Raw genomic sequence first — 18,772 nt, forward strand, 5'->3', positions numbered from 1 at the left:
AAGGCCGGGGCGTTTTCATGGGTGCCGCTCAGTCCTTCAGCTCGAACGCATCCGCATCGCGCCAGGCCGGGAAGCGGCTGCGGAACTTGGCCAGCGCCGCTGCCGACAGGGTGATGCGAAACACCCCCTCGGCCTCGCCGGCATCCAGCAGGCTGTCGCCCATGAAATCCAGCACCTGGCTGTCGCCGGCGTGCGGGTAGCCGTTGCCGTCGGCGCCGATGCGGTTGACGGCCGCCACAAAGCACAGATTCTCGATGGCGCGGGCCGGCAGCAGACGGTTCCACGGATTGCGCCGCGCCGCCGGCCAGCTGGCGATATAGAGCAATAGGTCGGTGTCGTGCGGGTCGCGGCTCCACACCGGGAAGCGCAGGTCGTAGCAGACCAGCGGGCGCACGTGCCAGCCCTTGATCTCCAGCATTACGCGCTCGGTGCCCGGCGCGTAATGCTCATGCTCGCCAGCCATGCGGAACAGGTGGCGCTTGTCGTAGTGGGCGCAGCTGCCGTCCGGGCGCGCCCAGTACAGGCGGTTGCGGTAGCTGCCATCCGCGGCTTGAGTGATCACGCTGCCGACCACCACGGCATTCAGGCGCGCGGCCTGTTCGAGCAGCCAGGCGCGGCTCGGGCCGTCTTCCGGCTCGGCCAAGGCAGCGGCATCCATCGAGAAGCCGGTGGCAAACATCTCCGGCAGGATCACCAGATCGGCACCCGCCGCCTGATCGAGCAGGCGGGCGAAGTGGGCGTGGCTGGCGGCCGGGTTCTGCCAGACCGGGGCGGTCTGCACCAGGGCCAGCGTCAGGTCAGGCAAGAGGGTCAGGTCACGCATTATCGCTCTCCGCAGGTTCTCAGGCGCTGGGCCGCCGCCCGCAGGGTCTCGTCGCGCTTGGCAAAGCAGAAGCGCACCAGGCGCAGCTCAGCCGGCGGCTGCTGATAGAACACCGAAACCGGAATCACCGCCACGCCCTGCTCACGGGTCAGCCACTCGGCCATCGCCACGTCATCCAGATCCGGGCGGATCTGCGAGTAGTCGGCCAGCTGGAAATAGGTGCTGGGGCTGGGCGTGAACTGCCAGCCCGAATCCTTGAGCAGGCTGCAGAACAGGTCGCGCTTGGCCTGATAGAAGCCCGGCAGCTCCTCGACATGCTCGGGATGCGCGGCCATGAACTCAGCCAGCGCCGCTTGCACCGGCGTGACGCCGCAGAAGGTGACGAACTGATGCACCTTGCGCAGCTCCGCACTCAGCGCCGCCGGGGCCACCACATAGCCGGTCTTCCAGCCGGTGACGTGGTAGGTCTTGCCGAACGAGCTGACCACCAGGGCGCGCGCATACAGCTCCTCATGGGCCAGTACGCTGGCGTGGCGGGCACCGTCATAGACCAGATGCTCATAGACCTCATCGCTGATCAGGTAGATCGGCTTTTCGCGGATCAGTCCGGCCAGCAGGCGCAGGTCGTCACTGCTGAGCAGCGCCCCGCTGGGGTTGTGCGGGCTGTTGAGGATGATCAGCCGGGTCCGCGCGCTCAGGCAGCTTTCCAGCAGGTCCCAGTCAATGGCAAAGCCCGGCAGGCTCAGCGGTACATGCACGCAGCGCCCACCGGCCAGCTCGACAGCCGGCGCGTAACTGTCGTAGCAGGGATCAAAAACGATCACCTCATCGCCCGGACGCACCAGCGCCTGCACCGCACAGAAGATCGCCTCAGTCGCGCCGGGAGTGATGGTCACCTCGGTCTCGGCATCCACCAGGCGGCCATACAGCCGTGCCACCTGGGCGGCCACCTGCTCGCGCAGCGCGGCCAGCCCGGTCATCGGCGCATATTGCTGATTACCTTCCAAGGCCTGGCGGGCCAGCGCCTCACGCAGGGCCTGCGGCCCGTCAAAATCCGGGAAGCCCTGGGACAGGTTGATCGCCCCACACTCCGCCGCCAGGCGCGACATGCGGGTGAAGATGGTGGTGCCCACGCTGGGCAGTTTGCTGGTGAGCATCAACGTTCCTCACGGGGACAGCACAGGGGATGCGCCCAGCCGCTGGCCGGGGCACCGTCAGGACGATGGCCGTTAGCGGCGCTTGTCCTTCTTCTTTTTCTCGGCTTTCTTGTGGTGGCTCATCAGGCGGCGCTTCTTGTTCACCTGCCGGACGGTGAGGGTGTTCTTCTTGCCCTCATAGGGGTTTTCGCCACCCTTGAACTCGATGCGGATCGGCGTGCCGACCAGCTTGAGCACCCGCCGATAGGTGTTCTCCAGATAGCGCACATAAGAGCGCGGCACGGCATCGACCTGATTGCCGTGGATCACCACCAGCGGCGGGTTGGCTCCGCCGAGATGCGCATAGCGCAGCTTGATGCGCCGGCCATTGACCAGCGGCGGCTGGTGCACGCTGATTGCATCTTCAAGGATCTGGGTCAGGTAGCTGGTCGGCCAGCGGGTCACCGCCGAGCGGAACGACTCCTGCACCGACTTGTACAGATGCCCCACGCCCGTGCCATGCAGCGCGGAGATGAAGTGAATGTCGGCGAAATCGACGAACTGCAGGCGGCGCTCCAGCTCAGTCTTGACCCGCTCGCGCTCGTGGCTGTCCATGCCATCCCACTTGTTCAGGGCGATGACCAGCGCGCGGCCGGTCTCCAGCACGAAGCCGAGCAAGTTGAGGTCATGATCGACCACGCCTTCGCGGGCATCCATGACGAACACCACCACGTTGGCGTCCTGGATCGCCTGCAGGGTCTTGACCACCGAGAACTTTTCCACCGCCTCGAAGATCTTGCCGCGCCGGCGCACCCCGGCGGTGTCGATCAGGGTGTACTTGACCTCATCACGCTCGAAGGGGATGTAGATGCTGTCACGGGTAGTACCCGCCTGATCGAAGACGATCACCCGCTCTTCGCCGAGCATGCGATTGACCAGCGTCGACTTGCCGACGTTCGGCCGGCCGATGATGGCGATCTTGATCCCGGTCTTCTCGTCCGGGCCTGGGATCCGCGGTTTTTGCTCGGCGGGCGCAGCGCCCTCCTCGCCTTCACCCACCTCGGCGAACTCGTCGTCCTCGCCCTCATCCTTGGGGAAGGTGCCCAGCGCCGCCTGCAGCAGCGCGTTGACGCCACGGCCATGGGCCGCCGCGATCGGGAAGGCATCGCCGATGGCCAGCGGGCTGAATTCGGCGCGGGCGATCTCCGGATCGACGGTGTCGACCTTGTTGGCGACCAAGAAGGTGTGCTTGTTGTTCTTGCGCAGGTGCTCGGCAATCATCTGATCGGCGGCGGTCATCCCGGCGCGCGAGTCGACCATGAACAGCACCGCATCGGCCTCTTCGATGGCCTGCAGCGACTGCGCGGCCATCTTGGCATCGATGCCTTCTTCATCACCGGAGATCCCCCCGGTATCAATGACGATGTACGTGCGGCCTTGCCATTTCGCTTCACCGTACTTGCGGTCGCGGGTCAGGCCGGCGTAATCGGCGACGATGGCGTCGCGGCTCTTGGTCAGGCGGTTGAACAGGGTGGACTTGCCGACGTTCGGACGGCCCACCAGGGCAATAACGGGAACCATGCGGCTCTCCATGGGGTGATTCGTGAAAAACGCAGCGGCCGCTGCAGTCTGGACGCAGCGGCCGCTGATGGATAAATCAGACCGCCTCCCGGCGGTCCTGGGCGCCTGGCCGGCCGCAGCCAGCCTCAGCGCAGGCGATAGGCCGCCAGCTTGCCGCTGTTGCCGTAGGCATACAACCAGTCGCCGACCACCAGGGGTGCCGCGCGCAGGCCATCGCTGTCAACCCGCACACGCGCGACAAAGCGGCCATCGACTTGGCTCAGCAGGTGCAGGTAACCCTCAAGGTCACCGACCACCACGTTGCTGGAGAAGGCCGCCGGGCTGGTCAGCTGGCGACGGGCCAGCGCTTCGTTGCTCCACATCGCCGAGGTCGAACGCTGATCGACGCCCTCGACCGTACCACTGGCCTGGCTCAGGTAGATGCTGCCAAAACCGCTGGCCAGCCCCACATAACTGGAGGCCTGACGCTGCCACAGCGGACGACCGCTCTGCAGATCCAGCGCCGCCAGCTGGCCCTGATAGGTCACGACATACACAACGCCGCCCGACAGCAGCAGGCCGCCGTCGATATCGACCATGCGCTCCAGCTCGGAACGCCCCTGGGGCACCGCGACGCGCTGCTCCCAGACCGGGATGCCACGCTCGACATCCACGGCAATCACCTTGCCACTGGACAGCCCCGCCACGGCCAGGCGGTTGGTGACCAGCGGCGCACTGGTGCCGCGCAGGGTCAGCACCGCCGGGGTGCTGTCATAGCGCCAGCGCTGCTGACCATCGGCGGCATCCAGCCCGATCAGCCGATCGTCCTGGGTCTGCACCACCACCACGCTGCCGTTGCTGGCCGGTGCCGCGAGCACCTCGCCACCGACCCGGGCGCGCCAGCGCTCCTCACCGCTTTCGCTGTCCAGGGCGATCACCTCGCCCTTGAGGGTGCCGAGCAGCACCAGGCCGTAGCCGGCGCCCACACCGCCGGAGACCGGACGCTTGAGCTTCTGCTTCCAGAGGATTTCACCGCTTTCCTGATCCAGAGCGACGACCAGCCCCTCGACATCCGCCGCAAACAGGCGACTGCCCTCGGCGGCCAGCCCCAGCTGATTCCAGGTGCTGCCCTGACCGACGCCGATCGAGCGGCTCCACTCGCGCTCCAGGCGCACCTCTTCTTCAAAGCGGGTCAGCTCTGCCGGTGGCAGCTCCTTGCTCCCGCTGCTGCTGCAGCCGGCCGCGAGCACGGCCGCTGCCAGCATGACTGCATGTGTCCAGCGCATCATCAGGCCTCTTTGTCCGTCAGGTTATCCAGCTTCATCTGCAGGGCGCCGACGGCATCCTGCGGCTGTGCCGCGCGGGCCTTCTCATAGGCGCTGCGCGCCTCGCCCAGGCGATTGAGGCGGACCAGCACATCACCGCGCAGCTCCTCACGACTGGCCACGAACGCCGCCGGGGCGTCGCCTGCCAGCAGCTTCAGCGCTTCCTCGGCCTGCGCCTGGGCCAGCCGTACACGGGCCAGACGCTGGCGAGCCAGCTCGCCCACGGTGACATCCACCGGCTTGTCGAGCACCTTGCCCAGTTCCGCGGCCGCCTCGTCCAGGCGATCGCCCTCGACGGCCACCCGGGCCAGCAGCAGGCTGGCGTACTGGGCGTAGTGCGTGCCGGAGAAATCAGCACTCAGGCGATTGCCCAGCTCACTGAGCTTGCCCAGCTCGCGGGTCTCGGGCTCGGCCAGGCTCAGCTCGACCAGCTGCTGGTAGAGGGCCGAGGCATTGTCGGCACGGGTGGCCTGGCTGTCCTGCCAGATCTGCCAGCCCAGTACGCCGGCCACGGCCAGTGCAGCGCCGCTCAAGAGGGGCTTGCCATTGCGCTGCCACCATTCCTTGATCGCTGCCAGTTGTTCTTCTTCGCTCTGCGCGCTCACCGCGGTCACTCCCTAGCTCGTGTTCAGGTTCAGGCTTGCGCCAGGCAGGCAGCCAGATGCGCACTCAGCGCATCCCAGGCAATGGTCTGCTGGGGCGCATCACCGCGCAGCGGCTTGACGCCGACCACCTGCTGATTGAGTTCATCCTCGCCAAGCACCAGCGCGAACAGCGCGCCGCTCTTGTCGGCCTTCTTCAGCTGGCTCTTGAAGCTGCCGGCGCCAGCGTTGACCACCAGACGCAGGCCGGGCAGCGCATCGCGCAGCTGCTCGGAGAGCTTGAACGCGGCCAGCTCGGCAGCCTCGCCAAAGGCCGCAAGATACACATCCACCTGACGAGCCAGTTCAGCCGGCACCTTGTCCAGCGTCTCGATCAGCAGCACCAGGCGCTCGACGCCCATGGCAAAACCCACCGCCGGGGTCGGCTTGCCGCCCAGCTGCTCGACCAGGCCATCGTAGCGCCCGCCAGCACACACGGTACCCTGGGCGCCGAGCTTGTCGGTGGTCCACTCGAACACGGTCTTGCCGTAGTAATCGAGGCCGCGCACCAGCTTGGGATTGAGCACATAGGGGATGCCGGCGGCGTCCAGACGCGCGGTGAGGCCGGCAAAGTGCACGCGCGACTCCTCGGAGAGGTAGTCGGCCAGCTTGGGCGCATCGACCAGCAGCGCCTGGGTCTCCGGGTTCTTGCTGTCGAGGATGCGCAGCGGGTTGCTCGCCAGACGGCGCTGGCTGTCCTCGTCGAGCTGCTCGAAGCGCGCGGAGAGGTACTCGACCAGCGCCTCGCGGTAGCGCGCGCGGTCGTCGCTGCTGCCCAGGCTGTTGAGCTCCAGCTGCACCGCCTCGCGGATGCCGAGGATGCCCCACAGGCGCCAGGTCAGCACGATCAGCTCGGCGTCGACGTCCGGGCCGTCGAAGTTGAACAGCTCCACGCCGATCTGGTGGAACTGCCGGTAGCGGCCCTTCTGCGGGCGCTCGTGGCGGAACATCGGGCCGATGTACCAGAGTTTCTGCGGCTGGCCGCCGCCGATCAAGCCGTGCTCCTGCACCGCGCGCACGCAGGAAGCGGTGCCTTCCGGGCGCAGGGTCAGCGAGTCGCCGTTGCGGTCGGCGAAGGTGTACATCTCCTTCTCGACGATGTCGGTGACCTCGCCGATCGAGCGCTTGAACAGGTCGGTGAACTCGACGATCGGCATGCGGATCTGCCGGTAGCCGTAGCCGTCGAGCAGGCCGGCGACGCTGTTCTCGAGGTGACGCCAGAGCGGAGTCTGCTCCGGCAGGATGTCGTTCATGCCACGGATGGCCTGGATATTCTTGCTCACAAAGATTCCTTAACTGCGGGCGATCAGGCGGGCATCGGCCTCGGCCTTCTCCGCTGCCTTCTGGCGGATCAGCTTTTCCAGCTCATCCACCAGGTTGTCGTTGTTCAGCTTGTACGCCGGCTTGCCGTCGACGTAGACCAGATTCGGCGTGCCGCCGGTGAGGCCGACGTGCGCCTCCTTGGCCTCGCCCGGGCCGTTGACCACGCAGCCGATCACCGCCACATCGAGCGGCACCAAGAGGTCCTCGACGCGGCTCTCCAGCTCGTTCATGGTCTTCACCACATCGAAGTTCTGCCGCGAGCAGCTCGGGCAGGCGATGAAGTTGATGCCCCGCGAGCGCAGGCGCAGCGACTTGAGGATGTCGAAGCCGACCTTGATCTCCTCGACCGGGTCGGCGGCCAGCGACACGCGCAGGGTGTCGCCGATGCCCTCGGCGAGCAGCATGCCCAGGCCCACTGCAGATTTCACGGTACCCGAGCGCAGGCCGCCGGCCTCTGTGATCCCCAGGTGCAGCGGCTGCTCGATCTGCGCCGCGAGCAGCCGATAAGCGGCCACCGCCATGAACACGTCGGACGCCTTGACGCTGACCTTGTACTCCTGAAAATCCAGACGATCGAGGTGTTCAACATGGCGCAGCGCCGATTCGACCAGCGCCTCGGGGGTCGGCTCGCCGTATTTCTTCTGCAGGTCCTTCTCCAGCGAGCCGGCGTTGACGCCGATGCGGATCGGGATGCCCTTGTAGCGGGCACAATCCACCACCGCGCGCACCCGGTCCTCGCGGCCGATGTTGCCCGGGTTGATGCGCAGGCAATCGACGCCCAGCTCGGCGACGCGCAGAGCGATCTTGTAATCGAAGTGGATGTCGGCGACCAGCGGCACGCGGACCTGCTGCTTGATGCGGCCGAACGCCTCGGCGGCGTCCATGTCCGGCACCGAGACGCGCACGATGTCGGCGCCGGCCTGCTCGAGGCGGCGGATTTGCGCCACGGTGGCGGCCACGTCACAGGTGTCGGTGTTGGTCATGCTCTGCACCGAGATCGGCGCATCGCCGCCCACCAGCACAGAGCCGACACGGATCTGCCGCGATTTGCGGCGAACAATCGGGGAATGGCAGTGCATGTTACTGTCCCAGTTTGAGGCGGACGGTGCCGCTGGCAGTCATATTCTTCAGGTGCTCGACCAGCTCGCCGTTGTAGCGCACATCCCGCGCACCACGGGCATTGCCCAGACGCAGTTCCAGAGGCGTCCGGCCACTGATCTGCAGGGTCTCGCCAGCGCGTTTGACAGTGCTGAGCAGCACCCGGCCATGCCCATCGGTCACCTGCGTCCAGCAGTCGGCGGTGAAGGCCAGGGCAATCTGCCCCTCACCGGCGGCCAGGGGCGGCTCACTGGCGGCCGGCGGCGGCGCCGTGGCGGTTTCAGCGGCACTGAGGCGCGGCTGTTCAGGTACCGCGGGGGGCTGTACTGCCGGTGCAACGGAGGTCGGTGCAGCGGGCAGTGCCAGAGGCACTGCGGCCTCAGGGCGGGTCACGGGAGCGGACGCAGCCTCGGGTAGCACTTCGGTGGTGGTATCCGGCAGCGCGGTACGGGTCTCGGACGGGCTCGGCAGCGCACTGGCCGGCTCCTCGACCGGATGGATCTGGGTCACGCCCTCGGCGCTGTCCACCTCGATATGCTGCAGGCTCAGCGCCCCCAGCTCGCCAAAGGGCTGCGGACGCTCCTGCCACCAGAAGAAGCCCAGCAGGATCAGCAGCAGCAGAAGCAGGCCTGCCGTAGCCAGACGCAGTACGTTGCGCGACAGGCGCAGCGGCTCACGGATCCGGCCAAGACTCTGCACCGTACTGCCACGCGCATCAGTGCCGGTATAACGATCAAAGGCTTCAGCCAGGCGCGCCGGATCCAGACCCAGCAGGCGGGCGTAGGCGCGCACGTAGCCGCGCGCAAAGGTATGCCCTGGCAGCCGCTCGAAGGCACCGGCCTCCAGTTGCTGCAGGGCGTAGACGGTCAGATTGAGTTCGGTGGCGACATTTTCCAGCGACCAGCCGGCGGCCTCGCGGGCACGGCGCAAGGTCTCGCCCGGGTTGCCTGCAGGCGCGGCGGCGACGGCATCATGGGGCGACGTGCTCATGGTTGCTCCGAAAGATAACGCTGATGTTCTGGGGAGTCGGGATATAGCCGCTGCAGCTGGCGGACCTGGCGCATGACCTCTGACTCGTCATCGAACAGACGGGCCAGACGGGTCGCCAGCAGCAGGCGGCGCGCACTCGGGTGCGCTTCAAGACCGACAAGGCGCTCATAGTACCCGCGCGCACCGGCATAGTCGCGGGTCGCGTAGGCGAGTTCCGCGATTTCCAGCAGCACCCTGGGCTGGCGGGGATTCAGGCGCAGCGAGCGCTCGAAGTGCTCACGCGCCTCGCCCGGACGCTCGCGGCGCAGGGCGGTCAGACCCAGGCTCTCGAAGACCCGCGAGCGCTCGGCGTACAGTGGATCGGCGGCCGCTTCGCTGAACAGTGCCGCCGCCTCTGCATAGCGCTGGCGCTGGTACAGAAAGCCCGCGTAGTTGTTGAGCAGCCGGGTGCTGCGTTGCAGATTCAGCGCCTGGCGATAATGTCGCTCGGCCAGCGCCACCTCCCCTTCCTGCTGGAAGACCAGCGCCAGGGCGGCATGGGCCTCGGCACTCGCCGGATCCAGCGCCAGTGCCTGGCGCAGCGGCTCACGAGCCTGCTCGCTACGCCCCTGCTGCAGGTAGCCCAGCCCCAGTTGCACATACGCGGCAGCGGCGGCCTCCCGGCCCTCGGCGTGGCGCAGCGGATCACGCGTGCTCGACACCATGCAGCCGCTCAGCAGGGCGACGAGGCTCAGGACGATCGCGCTACGCCGCATCGGCCAGTCCCGGATCAGCGACCGGCGGCGGCGGCCTGCACCACCTCGGTATCGCTATCGATCTGGCGCAGTGCAATGTAGCGCTCGCTGCGCCGGGTGCGGTCCTGCACCTGGCCGACCAGCTGGCCACAGGCGGCATCGATGTCGTCACCACGGGTGGTGCGCACGGTGACGTTGTAACCGGCCTTCCACAACAGATCCTGGAAGCGGCGGATCACGTTGTTGCTCGGCCGCTCGTAGCCGGAATGCGGGAAGGGGTTGAAGGGAATCAGGTTGATCTTGCACGGCGTGTCGCGCAGCAGCTCGGCCATCTGCAAGGCGTGCTCGGGCTGGTCGTTGACATCCTTGAGCAGGGTGTACTCGACGGTCAGCACACGCTCCTTGCCGAGCCCGGAGATGTAGCGGTTGCAAGCGGCCAGCACCACTTCCAGCGGGTACTTCTTGTTCAACGGAATCAGCTGATTGCGCAGCTCGTCGTTCGGCGCGTGCAGGGAGAGTGCCAGCGACACGTCGATCACCTTGCCCAGCTCATCGATCATCGGTGCCACACCCGAGGTCGAGAGGGTCACCTTACGCTTGGAAATGCCGTAGCCAAGATCGTCCATCATGATGTTCATGGCGGACACCACGTTATCGAAATTCAGCAGCGGCTCGCCCATGCCCATCATCACCACGTTGGTGATGGCGCGATCGATCTTCGCCGGCACGGTGCCGAAGGATTTGTTGGCGATCCACACCTGACCGATGATCTCGGCGGAGGTCAAGTCGCTGTTAAAGCCCTGCTTGCCGGTGGAGCAGAAGCTGCAATCCAGCGCGCAGCCAGCCTGCGAGGACACGCACAGGGTGCCGCGCCCATCGACCGGGATGTACACGGTCTCGACGCAGCTGCCGGATGCCACGCGCACCACCCACTTGCGGGTGCCGTCGCTGGAGATGTCCTGGCTGACGATCTCGGGACCGCGAATCTCGGCGCAGGCCGTGAGCTTTTCACGCAGGGCCTTGCCGAGATTGGTCATGGCGTCGAAGTCTTCGGCGCCAAAGTGGTGAATCCATTTCATCACCTGGCCGGCACGGAAGCGCTTCTCGCCGATCGACTCGAAGAACTGCTCCAGCTGTGGCTGAGTCAGTCCCAGCAGGTTCACTTTGCCGGTTGTTTCAGTCATGGATTCACCCTCACCACAGGCCGCTTAGCGGATGCGGTTGCACAGCTCGGTAGCGGAGAAGAAGTAGGCGATTTCGCGGGCAGCGGAGGCCTCGGAGTCGGAACCGTGCACGGCGTTCTCGTCGATGGACACGGCGAAGTCGGCGCGGATGGTGCCGGCAGCGGCTTCTTTCGGGTTGGTGGCGCCCATCAGCTCGCGGTTCTTCAGCACGGCGTCTTCACCTTCCAGCACCTGGACGATGACCGGACCGGAGGTCATGAAGGCAACCAGATCCTTGAAGAAGCCACGCTCGCTGTGCTCGGCGTAGAAGCCAGCGGCTTCGCGCTCGGACAGCTGCAGCATCTTGGAGGCAACGACGCGAAGGCCAGCCTTCTCGAAACGGGTGGTGATTTCACCGATCACGTTCTTGGCGACGGCATCGGGCTTGATGATGGAGAAGGTGCGTTGCAGGGCCATGGAATCACTCCGATAGGCAAGGTGGGGTTAAACCAGAGCGCGCCGCCATCGACAGTCGATGGCAGCGCACGGGAAATCCGGTCGATGAAGCGCGCGGATTATACGCAGGTTAGCGTGAAAATGCGTACCGGCAGGCGCCGGCCGTCTCACTCGGCCTCGTCGATCCAGGCGGCCTGGATGGCTTCCAGCACCTTCTCACCGCCACGCTGCGGATCGTCGGAGAACTCCGGCAACTCCACCACCCAGCGATGCAGATCGACGAAGTTGACGTAGCGCGGATCGACATCCGGCTTGCTATCGACCAGCTGGATGGCAATCTCCAGCACATCGGTCCATTTCAGGCTCATGGGACGGCTCCTGTCAGTGGCTCTCGTTGACCTGGTTGATGGTGTACTTGGGAATCTCCACCACCAGATCCTCGCTGCCAACCCGCGCCTGGCAGGACAGCCGGGATTCCGGCTCCAGTCCCCAGGCCTTGTCGAGCATGTCGTCTTCCAGCTCATCGGAAGGCTCCAGGCTGTCAAAGCCCTCACGGACGATCACATGGCAGGTAGTGCAGGCACAGGACATCTCGCAGGCATGCACGATGTCGATATCGTTGCGCAGCGCGGCCTCGATGATGGTTTCGCCGGTCTGCGCCTCGACCACCGCCCCTTCTGGGCAGTAGTCGGCGTTGGGCAGGAAAACGATCTGCGGCATGGCTTATTCCTCGAGTTCGTTGAGCTGGCGCCCGGACAGGGCGGCCTTGACGCTGGCGTTCATGCGCCGCGCGGCAAATTCATCGGTGAGCTGCGACAGACGGCGGATCTGCTGCTCGATCAGGGCGACATCACGACCCTCGGCCTCGACACGCAGCGCCTGCATGGCCGCCTCGATGGCCTGCCGCTCGTCGGCATCCAGCAGCCGCTCGCCATCGACGACCAACGCCGCCTGTACTGCTTCCAGCAGCCGCTCAGCTTCGACCTGCTGCTCGCGCAGCGCACGGGCCTGCTTGTCGTCGCCGGCGTGAGCGAAGGAGTCCTGCAGCATGCGGGCGATCTCGCCATCACTCAGGCCGTAGGACGGCTTGACCTGGATGCTGGCCTCAACGCCCGATCCCAGCTCGCGGGCGGCCACATTCAGCAGGCCATCGGCATCGACCTGGAAGGTCACGCGGATCTTGGCCGCACCGGCGACCATCGGCGGAATGCCGCGCAGCTCAAAGCGCGCCAGCGAGCGGCAGTCGCTGACCAGCTCGCGCTCGCCCTGCAGCACATGGATGGCCATGGCGCTCTGGCCATCCTTGTAGGTCGTGAAGTCCTGGGCACGCGCCACCGGAATGGTGGTGTTGCGCGGGATGATTTTCTCCATCAGCCCGCCCATGGTCTCAAGCCCCAGCGACAGCGGGATCACATCGAGCAGCAGCAGCTCCTCGCCCTGCTTGTTACCGGCCAGGGTATCGGCCTGCACGGCGGCACCGATGGCCACCACCTCATCCGGGTTGATATCGGTCAGCGGCGTGCGGCCGAACAGCTCGCCGACGGCCTCGCGCACCCGCGGCACGCGGGTCGAGCCACCGACCATCACCACCGCCTCGACCTCGTCCAGCTCGATGCCAGCGTCGCGCACCGCGCGGCGGCAGGCCTTTAGGCTGCGGGCAATCATCGGTTCGATCAGCGCCTCGAACTGGGTGCGGCTCAGTGTGCCCTGCCAGTCACCGTGCTGCACGCTCACCGAGTCAGCCGCGGTGAGCGCTTCCTTGGCGGCGCAGGCGCTCTGCAGCAGCTGGCGCTGGGTACCGGGATCCAGATCGGCGGAAATCCCCGCCTGCTCAATGATCCAGCCGGCGATGGCATGGTCGAAGTCATCACCACCCAGCGCGCTGTCGCCACCGGTGGCCAGCACCTCGAACACGCCGCGGGTCAGGCGCAGGATGGAAATATCAAAGGTGCCACCGCCCAGATCATAGACTGCGATCACGCCCTCGGCGCCCTTGTCCAGACCATAGGCAACGGCAGCGGCGGTCGGCTCGTTGAGCAGACGCAGGACATTGAGCCCGGCCAGGCGCGCGGCATCCTTGGTGGCCTGACGCTGGGCATCATCGAAGTAGGCCGGCACGGTAATCACCGCCCCGACCAGCTCGCCACCCAGCGTGGACTCGGCACGCTCGCGCAGCACCCGGAGGATCTCCGCCGAAACCTGCACCGGGCTCTTGACGCCCTGCACGGTCTCGATGAACGGCATCTGCGAATCGCCGGCGACAAAGCGGTAAGGCAGCTGCTCGCCGAGCTGTTTGACATCAGCCAGCCCGCGGCCCATCAGGCGCTTGACGGAGAGAATGCTGTTGAGCGGATCGCTGCTGGCCGCGTTCAGCACGCCATAGCCAACGTCGATACCGTGCGCGAGATAACGCACAGCCGAGGGCAGGATAACCCGCCCCTGAGCATCCGGCAGCGGTTCGGTACGGGCACTGCGCACAGCAGCAACCAGGGAATTGGTGGTACCAAGATCAATGCCCACCGCCAGACGACGCTGGTGCGGCTGGGGGCTCTGTCCCGGTTCGGCAATCTGCAGTAGGGCCATGGTCTTCGCAGTGTCGGGCACCGCCCGCCGCCAGGCGGAACGGCGCGGGTTAATCGTCGAGGCGCTCTTCCAGTTCACGCACCTCAAAGGCGAGCTTGTCGAGGAACTGCAGGCGGCGCATCAGGCGCTCGGCCTGCTCACGCTGCCCCGGCTGATCCCAGCAGGCAGAAAAACTCTGCTCAAGCTCTGCCTGAGCCTTCTTCAGCCGGCGCTTGAAGCTGGCCACACCGGCCAGATCGGCGCTGTCCTGCAGCTCTTCCAGCTCCTCGCGCAGCATCATCTGCTGCATGAGAAACTCAGGGTCCTGCACGGTCGCTTCCAGTGGCAGCAGCTCACCGCGCAGCCCCAAGAGGTAGAGTGCGCGGCGGCTCGGGCTTTTCAGCGTCTGGTAGGCGTCGTTGAGCTGGGCGGCGCGGCTCAGGGCCTGGCGCTGCTCGGCGGCTGGCGCATCGGCAAAGCGGTCCGGATGGGTTTCCCGGGCCAGTTGCCGATAGCGCGCAGCCAGTGCCTCCAGGTCGATATCGAACGCTGGCTGCAGGTCGAACAGCGCGAAGTGACAGGTGCTCATCGGCGCGCCTCAGACATTGAAGCTCTCACCGCAGCCGCACTCGCCACGCACGTTGGGGTTATTGAACTTGAAACCCTCGTTCAGCCCCTCGCGGGTGAAGTCCAGCTCGGTACCGTCCAGGTAGGCGAGACTCTTCGGGTCGATGAACACCTTGACGCCAAAGTTCTCGAATACCTGGTCTTCCGGCGCCTGCTCGTCGACAAACTCCAGCACATAGGCCAGACCGGAGCAGCCGGTGGTGCGCACCCCAAGACGGATGCCCTCACCCTTGCCCCGGCTGTCCAGGGAGCGGCGAACGTGCTGCGCGGCAGCTTCGGTCATGCTGATGGCCATGGGCATCTCCTCAGACCAGACCTTTCTTCTGCTTGTAATCGCGTACGGCCGCCTTGATGGCGTCCTCGGCGAGTACCGAGCAGTGAATCTTCACCGGCGGCAGGGCCAGCTCTTCAGCCAGCTGGGTGTTCTTGATGCTCTCGGCTTCATCCAGGGTCTTGCCCTTCATCCACTCGGTGGCCAGGGAGCTGGAAGCGATCGCCGAGCCACAGCCGTAGGTCTTGAACTTGGCATCCTCGATGACGCCCGCCTCGTTGACCTTGATCTGCAGGCGCATCACGTCGCCGCAGGCCGGGGCGCCGACCATGCCGGTACCGACATCCGGATCCTCAGCATCGAGCTTGCCGACGTTGCGCGGGTTTTCGTAGTGGTCGATGACCTTGTCGCTGTATGCCATGGCGGTATTCCTCGCTGAATCTTGGGCGTCAGTGCGCCTGCCATTCGACCTTGGACAGGTCGACACCTTCTTTGTACATGTCCCACAGCGGCGACAGTTCGCGCAGCTTAGTCACGGCGTCGCGCACCTTGGCGGCGGCGTAATCGACTTCTTCCTCGGTGGTGAAGCGGCCGAAGGTGAAGCGGATCGAGCTGTGGGCCAGTTCGTCGTTGCGCCCCAGGGCGCGCAGTACATAGGAGGGCTCCAGGGAAGCCGAGGTGCAGGCCGAGCCGGAAGATACGGCCAGATCCTTGAGCGCCATGATCAGCGACTCGCCCTCGACGTAGTTGAAGCTGAGGTTGAGGTTGTGGGGCACGCGCTGGGTGGCGCTGCCGTTCAGGTACACCTCTTCCATGTCCTTGAGCTGGTTCCAGAAACGCTCGGCCAGGGCCTTGATGCGCACGTGCTCGGCAGCCATCTCTTCCTTGGCGATGCGGAAGGCCTCGCCCATGCCGACGATCTGGTGGGTCGCCAGGGTGCCCGAACGCATGCCGCGCTCATGGCCACCGCCGTGGATCTGCGCCTCGAGACGCACGCGCGGCTTGCGGCGCACGTACAGGGCACCTACGCCCTTGGGACCGTAGGTCTTGTGGGCGCAGAAGGACATCAGATCAACCTTGAGCGTCTCCAGATCAATCTCCACCTTGCCAGTGGACTGGGCTGCATCCGAGTGCAGCAGGATGCCGCGGGCGCGGGTGATTTCACCGATCGCCGCCAGATCGTTGATGGTGCCGATTTCGTTGTTGACGTGCATCAGCGACACCAGAATGGTGTCCTCGCGCAGGGCCGCTTCGACCATGGCCGGCGTGATGATGCCGTCTTCGCCCGGCTCAAGGTAAGTGACCTCAAAACCTTCGCGCTCCAGCTGGCGGGTGGTGTCCAGCACCGCCTTGTGCTCGATTTTCGAGGTGATGATGTGCTTGCCCTTGCCACTGTAGAAGTGTGCAACACCCTTGATGGCCAGGTTGTTGGACTCGGTCGCGCCGGAAGTCCAGACGATCTCGCGCGGGTCAGCGTTCACCAGTTCGGCCACCTGGCGGCGGGCTTCTTCGACCGCCTCCTCCGCTTTCCAGCCAAACACATGGGAGCGGGAAGCCGGGTTGCCGAAGTTGCCGTCCAGAGTCAGGCACTCGCAGAGCTTCTGGGCCACGCGCTGATCGGCCGGCGTGGTCGAGGAATAATCGAGGTAGATCGGCAGTTTCATCAGGTCTCTCCTGTCAGGCTGGCAGTCCGCGGCATTCAGTCGATGGCGGACGCTTCTATCTTTTCGAGCACAGTGACGGGCCGCTCCCGGCCATTCAGGCGGCGCAGGTTCTGGCGCTGGGCCACATCCTGGACTTCCTGACGCCTGACCAGATCGGCCAGGCTGATGCCACTGAGAAACTCGTGAATCCGATCGCTCAGACCACACCACAGATGGTGCGTCAGGCAGGTATCGCCTTCATGGCAGGCCGCCATGCCCTGGCAGCGGGTGGCATCGACCGACTCGTTGACCGCGTCGATCACCTGGGCCACATCAATGCTGGCCATGTCCCGCGACAGCTGGTAACCGCCGCCGGGCCCGCGCACGCTGCTGACCAGGCTGCTGCGACGCAGCTTGGCAAACAGTTGCTCGAGGTAGGACAGGGAGATCCCCTGCCGTTCGGAAATATCCGCGAGGGACACCGGCCCCTCCTGGGCATGCAGGGCCAGATCCAGCATGGCCGTCACGGCATAGCGGCCCTTGGTGGTCAGTCGCATGGGCTTGCACCCCTGTCACTTGAAAGTGGCGCGATTATGCAATTCCCGACAAAATCAGTCAACTATAAGTCCCAGCAAAAGACTCGGAGATCATGCATGACCGGGGTGGGCGGCGATGGTAGCAGATCACCTACCCCCCTGGCAGGTCACGGCGTCGGCGTGTCGGTATCCGATACCGGGGCACGAGCCGAGCGCGCCGCGTTGCGAACCACCGCAAAATCTTCCGCACGCAGCTGCGGCAGATCCTTGGCGCAGTAGTCGCTGCCCAGCGCGGTCAATGCCTTGCACATGCCCTCCAGCCGGTCATCGACCGCCTGCAGGTGATCAAGCAGCTGACCGATGGCGCGCGCCACCGGATCCGGCATGTCCTCGCCCACACCGTAGGCATCAAAGCCGATCTTCTCGGCCAGTGCCTTGCGCCGCGCCTCCAGCGCATCATCCGATTCGCCGGCACGCGGGATGATCCGCCCGGGAATACCGACCACCGTGGCACCCGGCGGCACCTCTTTAGTGACCACCGCATTCGAGCCGACCTTGGCGCCAGCACCGACGGTGAACGGGCCAAGGATCTTCGCCCCGGCACCGACGATCACCCCATCGGCCAGGGTCGGGTGGCGCTTGCCCTTGTTCCAGCTGGTGCCGCCAAGGGTCACGCCGTGATAAAGCGTCACGTCGTCACCAATCTCAGCGGTCTCGCCGATCACCACGCCCATGCCGTGATCGATGAAAAAGCGCCGTCCGATCCGTGCGCCCGGATGGATCTCAATGCCGGTCAGCCAGCGGCCGAGATGCGACACCGTGCGCGCCAACAGCTTCCACTCGGCACTCCACAGCGCGTGAGCGATGCGGTGCAGCCACACCGCGTGCAGGCCGGGATAGCAGATCAGCACCTCGAGGGTGCTGCGCGCCGCCGGGTCGCGATGAAAGACGCTTCGGATATCTTCTCGCATGCGCTCGAACATCAGTCTGTGCTCCGCTGGGAAAGCTCGCCACGGGCGGCTTTCTGGGTTTCGGTGAGGATACCGCGCAGGATGTTCATCTCCAGCTTGCTGATCCCCGCACGCCCGTACAGACGGCGCAGACGAGCCATCAGGTGACGCGGCTTGGCCGGATCGAGGAAGGCAATCTGCACCAGGGTTTCTTCCAGATGAGCATAGAAGCGTTCCAGCTCATCGGCCGTCACCGGCACCGCATCCAGCATGGCCGTGGTTTCGAGCTTTTCCTGCTTGGTCGGCTGCCCGGCGCGGGCCAGCCAGTCCATACGCACCTCATAGGCCAGCACCTGCACGGCGGTGGCCAGGTTCAGCGAGCTGAACTCGGGGTTGGCCGGAATATGCACATGATACTGGCAGCGCTGCAGTTCCTCGTTGGTCAGCCCGGCGTACTCGCGGCCAAAGACCAGCGCCACCTCGCCGCCCAGCTCGGCGTGTTCAAGGCTTTTTTGCGCACACTCGCGCGGGTCGAGCAGCGGCCAGGGGATGCGCCGGTCACGGGCGCTGGTGCCCAGCACCAGGCTGCAGCCGGTCAGCGCCTCTTCAAGCGTCTCGACCACCACGGCGTTCTCCAGGATATCGGTCGCTCCGGAGGCCCGCGCATTGGCGTCACCGCTGGGAAATTCCTCCGGCTGCACCAGCACCAGTTTCGACAGGCCCATGTTCTTCATGGCCCGCGCCGTTCCGCCGATGTTGCCCGGATGGCTGGTGTTGACCAGTACCACGCGAATCTTGTCGAGCACGCCCACTCTCCCAACCTGCGCCAAAAAGGGACGGCGATGTTACCCAAGCGCCGGGCAGCGCGCCATGCCGGCCTACGCCGGGGCGGGCATCCTCGTTATACTCCGCGGTTTTGATCAGCCGCCCCAAG

At 65.7% G+C, this 18,772-nt stretch carries 21 protein-coding genes; all 21 read right to left on the minus strand.

Translation table 11 applies throughout. From position 1 onward, the window contains the following. Nucleotides 1-28 precede the first annotated feature (28 nt). A complete protein-coding gene (locus tag MXC11_RS07085) occupies nt 29-823 on the minus strand; it encodes an amidohydrolase (protein WP_250007022.1) in 795 nt (264 codons plus the stop codon). Further along, complete coding sequence (locus MXC11_RS07090) at nt 823-1,980, minus strand: pyridoxal phosphate-dependent aminotransferase (protein ID WP_250007024.1); 1,158 nt, start codon at nt 1,978-1,980, stop codon at nt 823-825. Before MXC11_RS07090 ends, MXC11_RS07085 begins: the two co-directional genes overlap by 1 nt. Before the next feature lie 72 nt (nt 1,981-2,052). Further along, nucleotides 2,053-3,540: a ribosome biogenesis GTPase Der gene (gene der, locus MXC11_RS07095; RefSeq protein ID WP_250007026.1), complete on the minus strand. Its 1,488-nt coding sequence runs from the start codon at nt 3,538-3,540 to the stop codon at nt 2,053-2,055. Nucleotides 3,541-3,665: 125 nt separating this feature from the next. Next, nucleotides 3,666-4,808 (minus strand): outer membrane protein assembly factor BamB, encoded by a 1,143-nt coding sequence (gene bamB, locus MXC11_RS07100; RefSeq protein WP_250007028.1) that lies wholly within the window; start codon nt 4,806-4,808, stop codon nt 3,666-3,668. Next, nucleotides 4,808-5,449, minus strand: a complete 642-nt coding sequence (locus MXC11_RS07105) for a YfgM family protein (RefSeq protein WP_250007030.1) — start codon at nt 5,447-5,449, stop codon at nt 4,808-4,810. Before MXC11_RS07105 ends, bamB begins: the two co-directional genes overlap by 1 nt. A 29-nt stretch (nt 5,450-5,478) precedes the next feature. Beyond that, complete coding sequence (gene hisS, locus MXC11_RS07110; protein WP_250007032.1) at nt 5,479-6,768, minus strand: histidine--tRNA ligase; 1,290 nt, start codon at nt 6,766-6,768, stop codon at nt 5,479-5,481. A 9-nt stretch (nt 6,769-6,777) separates the two neighbouring features. Next, on the minus strand, nt 6,778-7,887 hold the full coding sequence (ispG, locus tag MXC11_RS07115; protein ID WP_250007034.1) for a flavodoxin-dependent (E)-4-hydroxy-3-methylbut-2-enyl-diphosphate synthase: 1,110 nt from the start codon (nt 7,885-7,887) through the stop codon (nt 6,778-6,780). A gap of 1 nt (nt 7,888) precedes the next feature. After that, nucleotides 7,889-8,896 carry a helix-turn-helix domain-containing protein gene (locus tag MXC11_RS07120; RefSeq protein WP_250007036.1) on the minus strand — a complete coding sequence of 336 codons (1,008 nt, stop codon included), beginning with the start codon at nt 8,894-8,896 and terminating at the stop codon, nt 7,889-7,891. Then, a complete protein-coding gene (pilW, locus tag MXC11_RS07125) occupies nt 8,893-9,651 on the minus strand; it encodes a type IV pilus biogenesis/stability protein PilW (RefSeq protein WP_250007039.1) in 759 nt (252 codons plus the stop codon). The genes MXC11_RS07120 and pilW overlap by 4 nt, the downstream gene beginning before the upstream one ends. 14 nt (nt 9,652-9,665) lie before the next feature. Next, nucleotides 9,666-10,814, minus strand: coding sequence for a dual-specificity RNA methyltransferase RlmN (gene rlmN / locus MXC11_RS07130; protein WP_250007041.1), 1,149 nt, complete (start codon nt 10,812-10,814; stop codon nt 9,666-9,668). A 24-nt stretch (nt 10,815-10,838) separates the two neighbouring features. Next, nucleotides 10,839-11,270, minus strand: a complete 432-nt coding sequence (ndk, locus tag MXC11_RS07135) for a nucleoside-diphosphate kinase (protein ID WP_250007043.1) — start codon at nt 11,268-11,270, stop codon at nt 10,839-10,841. A 146-nt stretch (nt 11,271-11,416) separates the two neighbouring features. Next, the gene (gene iscX / locus MXC11_RS07140; protein WP_250007045.1) at nt 11,417-11,617 is read right to left on the minus strand and encodes a Fe-S cluster assembly protein IscX; all 201 of its coding nucleotides are present in this window, start codon (nt 11,615-11,617) and stop codon (nt 11,417-11,419) included. Between the two features lie 13 nt (nt 11,618-11,630). Next, entirely contained in the window at nt 11,631-11,969 is a 339-nt protein-coding gene (fdx, locus tag MXC11_RS07145) for an ISC system 2Fe-2S type ferredoxin (protein ID WP_250007047.1), read from the minus strand. Between the two features lie 3 nt (nt 11,970-11,972). Continuing rightward, complete coding sequence (gene hscA, locus MXC11_RS07150; RefSeq protein ID WP_250007101.1) at nt 11,973-13,832, minus strand: Fe-S protein assembly chaperone HscA; 1,860 nt, start codon at nt 13,830-13,832, stop codon at nt 11,973-11,975. 49 nt (nt 13,833-13,881) lie between these two features. After that, nucleotides 13,882-14,400, minus strand: coding sequence for a co-chaperone HscB (gene hscB, locus MXC11_RS07155; protein ID WP_250007049.1), 519 nt, complete (start codon nt 14,398-14,400; stop codon nt 13,882-13,884). A 9-nt stretch (nt 14,401-14,409) separates the two neighbouring features. After that, entirely contained in the window at nt 14,410-14,733 is a 324-nt protein-coding gene (iscA, locus tag MXC11_RS07160; protein ID WP_250007051.1) for an iron-sulfur cluster assembly protein IscA, read from the minus strand. 10 nt (nt 14,734-14,743) lie between these two features. Further along, nucleotides 14,744-15,130 (minus strand): Fe-S cluster assembly scaffold IscU, encoded by a 387-nt coding sequence (iscU, locus tag MXC11_RS07165; protein ID WP_250007052.1) that lies wholly within the window; start codon nt 15,128-15,130, stop codon nt 14,744-14,746. Between the two features lie 28 nt (nt 15,131-15,158). Further along, nucleotides 15,159-16,373: an IscS subfamily cysteine desulfurase gene (locus tag MXC11_RS07170; RefSeq protein ID WP_250007054.1), complete on the minus strand. Its 1,215-nt coding sequence runs from the start codon at nt 16,371-16,373 to the stop codon at nt 15,159-15,161. Nucleotides 16,374-16,408: 35 nt separating this feature from the next. Continuing rightward, the gene (gene iscR, locus MXC11_RS07175) at nt 16,409-16,909 is read right to left on the minus strand and encodes a Fe-S cluster assembly transcriptional regulator IscR (protein WP_250007056.1); all 501 of its coding nucleotides are present in this window, start codon (nt 16,907-16,909) and stop codon (nt 16,409-16,411) included. Nucleotides 16,910-17,055: 146 nt separating this feature from the next. Next, nucleotides 17,056-17,871, minus strand: a complete 816-nt coding sequence (cysE, locus tag MXC11_RS07180) for a serine O-acetyltransferase (RefSeq protein WP_250007058.1) — start codon at nt 17,869-17,871, stop codon at nt 17,056-17,058. Then, the gene (trmJ, locus tag MXC11_RS07185; RefSeq protein WP_250007060.1) at nt 17,871-18,644 is read right to left on the minus strand and encodes a tRNA (cytosine(32)/uridine(32)-2'-O)-methyltransferase TrmJ; all 774 of its coding nucleotides are present in this window, start codon (nt 18,642-18,644) and stop codon (nt 17,871-17,873) included. The genes cysE and trmJ overlap by 1 nt, the downstream gene beginning before the upstream one ends. Nucleotides 18,645-18,772: the final 128 nt, after the last annotated feature.

This window comes from Pseudomonas eutrophicaquae (assembly GCF_023544715.1).
Taxonomy (GTDB): Bacteria; Pseudomonadota; Gammaproteobacteria; order Pseudomonadales; family Pseudomonadaceae; genus Geopseudomonas.

Bases quoted from the DNA above. Each gene is read 5' to 3' on its own strand.
- MXC11_RS07085 (WP_250007022.1), bottom strand. From the start codon at position 823: ATGCGTGACCTGACCCTCTTGCCTGACCTGACGCTGGCCCTGGTGCAG.
- MXC11_RS07090 (WP_250007024.1), bottom strand. From the start codon at position 1,980: ATGCTCACCAGCAAACTGCCCAGCGTGGGCACCACCATCTTCACCCGC.
- der (WP_250007026.1), bottom strand. From the start codon at position 3,540: ATGGTTCCCGTTATTGCCCTGGTGGGCCGTCCGAACGTCGGCAAGTCC.
- bamB (WP_250007028.1), bottom strand. From the start codon at position 4,808: ATGATGCGCTGGACACATGCAGTCATGCTGGCAGCGGCCGTGCTCGCG.
- ispG (WP_250007034.1), bottom strand. From the start codon at position 7,887: ATGCACTGCCATTCCCCGATTGTTCGCCGCAAATCGCGGCAGATCCGT.
- MXC11_RS07120 (WP_250007036.1), bottom strand. From the start codon at position 8,896: ATGAGCACGTCGCCCCATGATGCCGTCGCCGCCGCGCCTGCAGGCAAC.
- pilW (WP_250007039.1), bottom strand. From the start codon at position 9,651: ATGCGGCGTAGCGCGATCGTCCTGAGCCTCGTCGCCCTGCTGAGCGGC.
- rlmN (WP_250007041.1), bottom strand. From the start codon at position 10,814: ATGACTGAAACAACCGGCAAAGTGAACCTGCTGGGACTGACTCAGCCA.
- ndk (WP_250007043.1), bottom strand. From the start codon at position 11,270: ATGGCCCTGCAACGCACCTTCTCCATCATCAAGCCCGATGCCGTCGCC.
- iscX (WP_250007045.1), bottom strand. From the start codon at position 11,617: ATGAGCCTGAAATGGACCGATGTGCTGGAGATTGCCATCCAGCTGGTC.
- fdx (WP_250007047.1), bottom strand. From the start codon at position 11,969: ATGCCGCAGATCGTTTTCCTGCCCAACGCCGACTACTGCCCAGAAGGG.
- hscA (WP_250007101.1), bottom strand. From the start codon at position 13,832: ATGGCCCTACTGCAGATTGCCGAACCGGGACAGAGCCCCCAGCCGCAC.
- hscB (WP_250007049.1), bottom strand. From the start codon at position 14,400: ATGAGCACCTGTCACTTCGCGCTGTTCGACCTGCAGCCAGCGTTCGAT.
- iscA (WP_250007051.1), bottom strand. From the start codon at position 14,733: ATGGCCATCAGCATGACCGAAGCTGCCGCGCAGCACGTTCGCCGCTCC.
- iscU (WP_250007052.1), bottom strand. From the start codon at position 15,130: ATGGCATACAGCGACAAGGTCATCGACCACTACGAAAACCCGCGCAAC.
- MXC11_RS07170 (WP_250007054.1), bottom strand. From the start codon at position 16,373: ATGAAACTGCCGATCTACCTCGATTATTCCTCGACCACGCCGGCCGAT.
- iscR (WP_250007056.1), bottom strand. From the start codon at position 16,909: ATGCGACTGACCACCAAGGGCCGCTATGCCGTGACGGCCATGCTGGAT.
- cysE (WP_250007058.1), bottom strand. From the start codon at position 17,871: ATGTTCGAGCGCATGCGAGAAGATATCCGAAGCGTCTTTCATCGCGAC.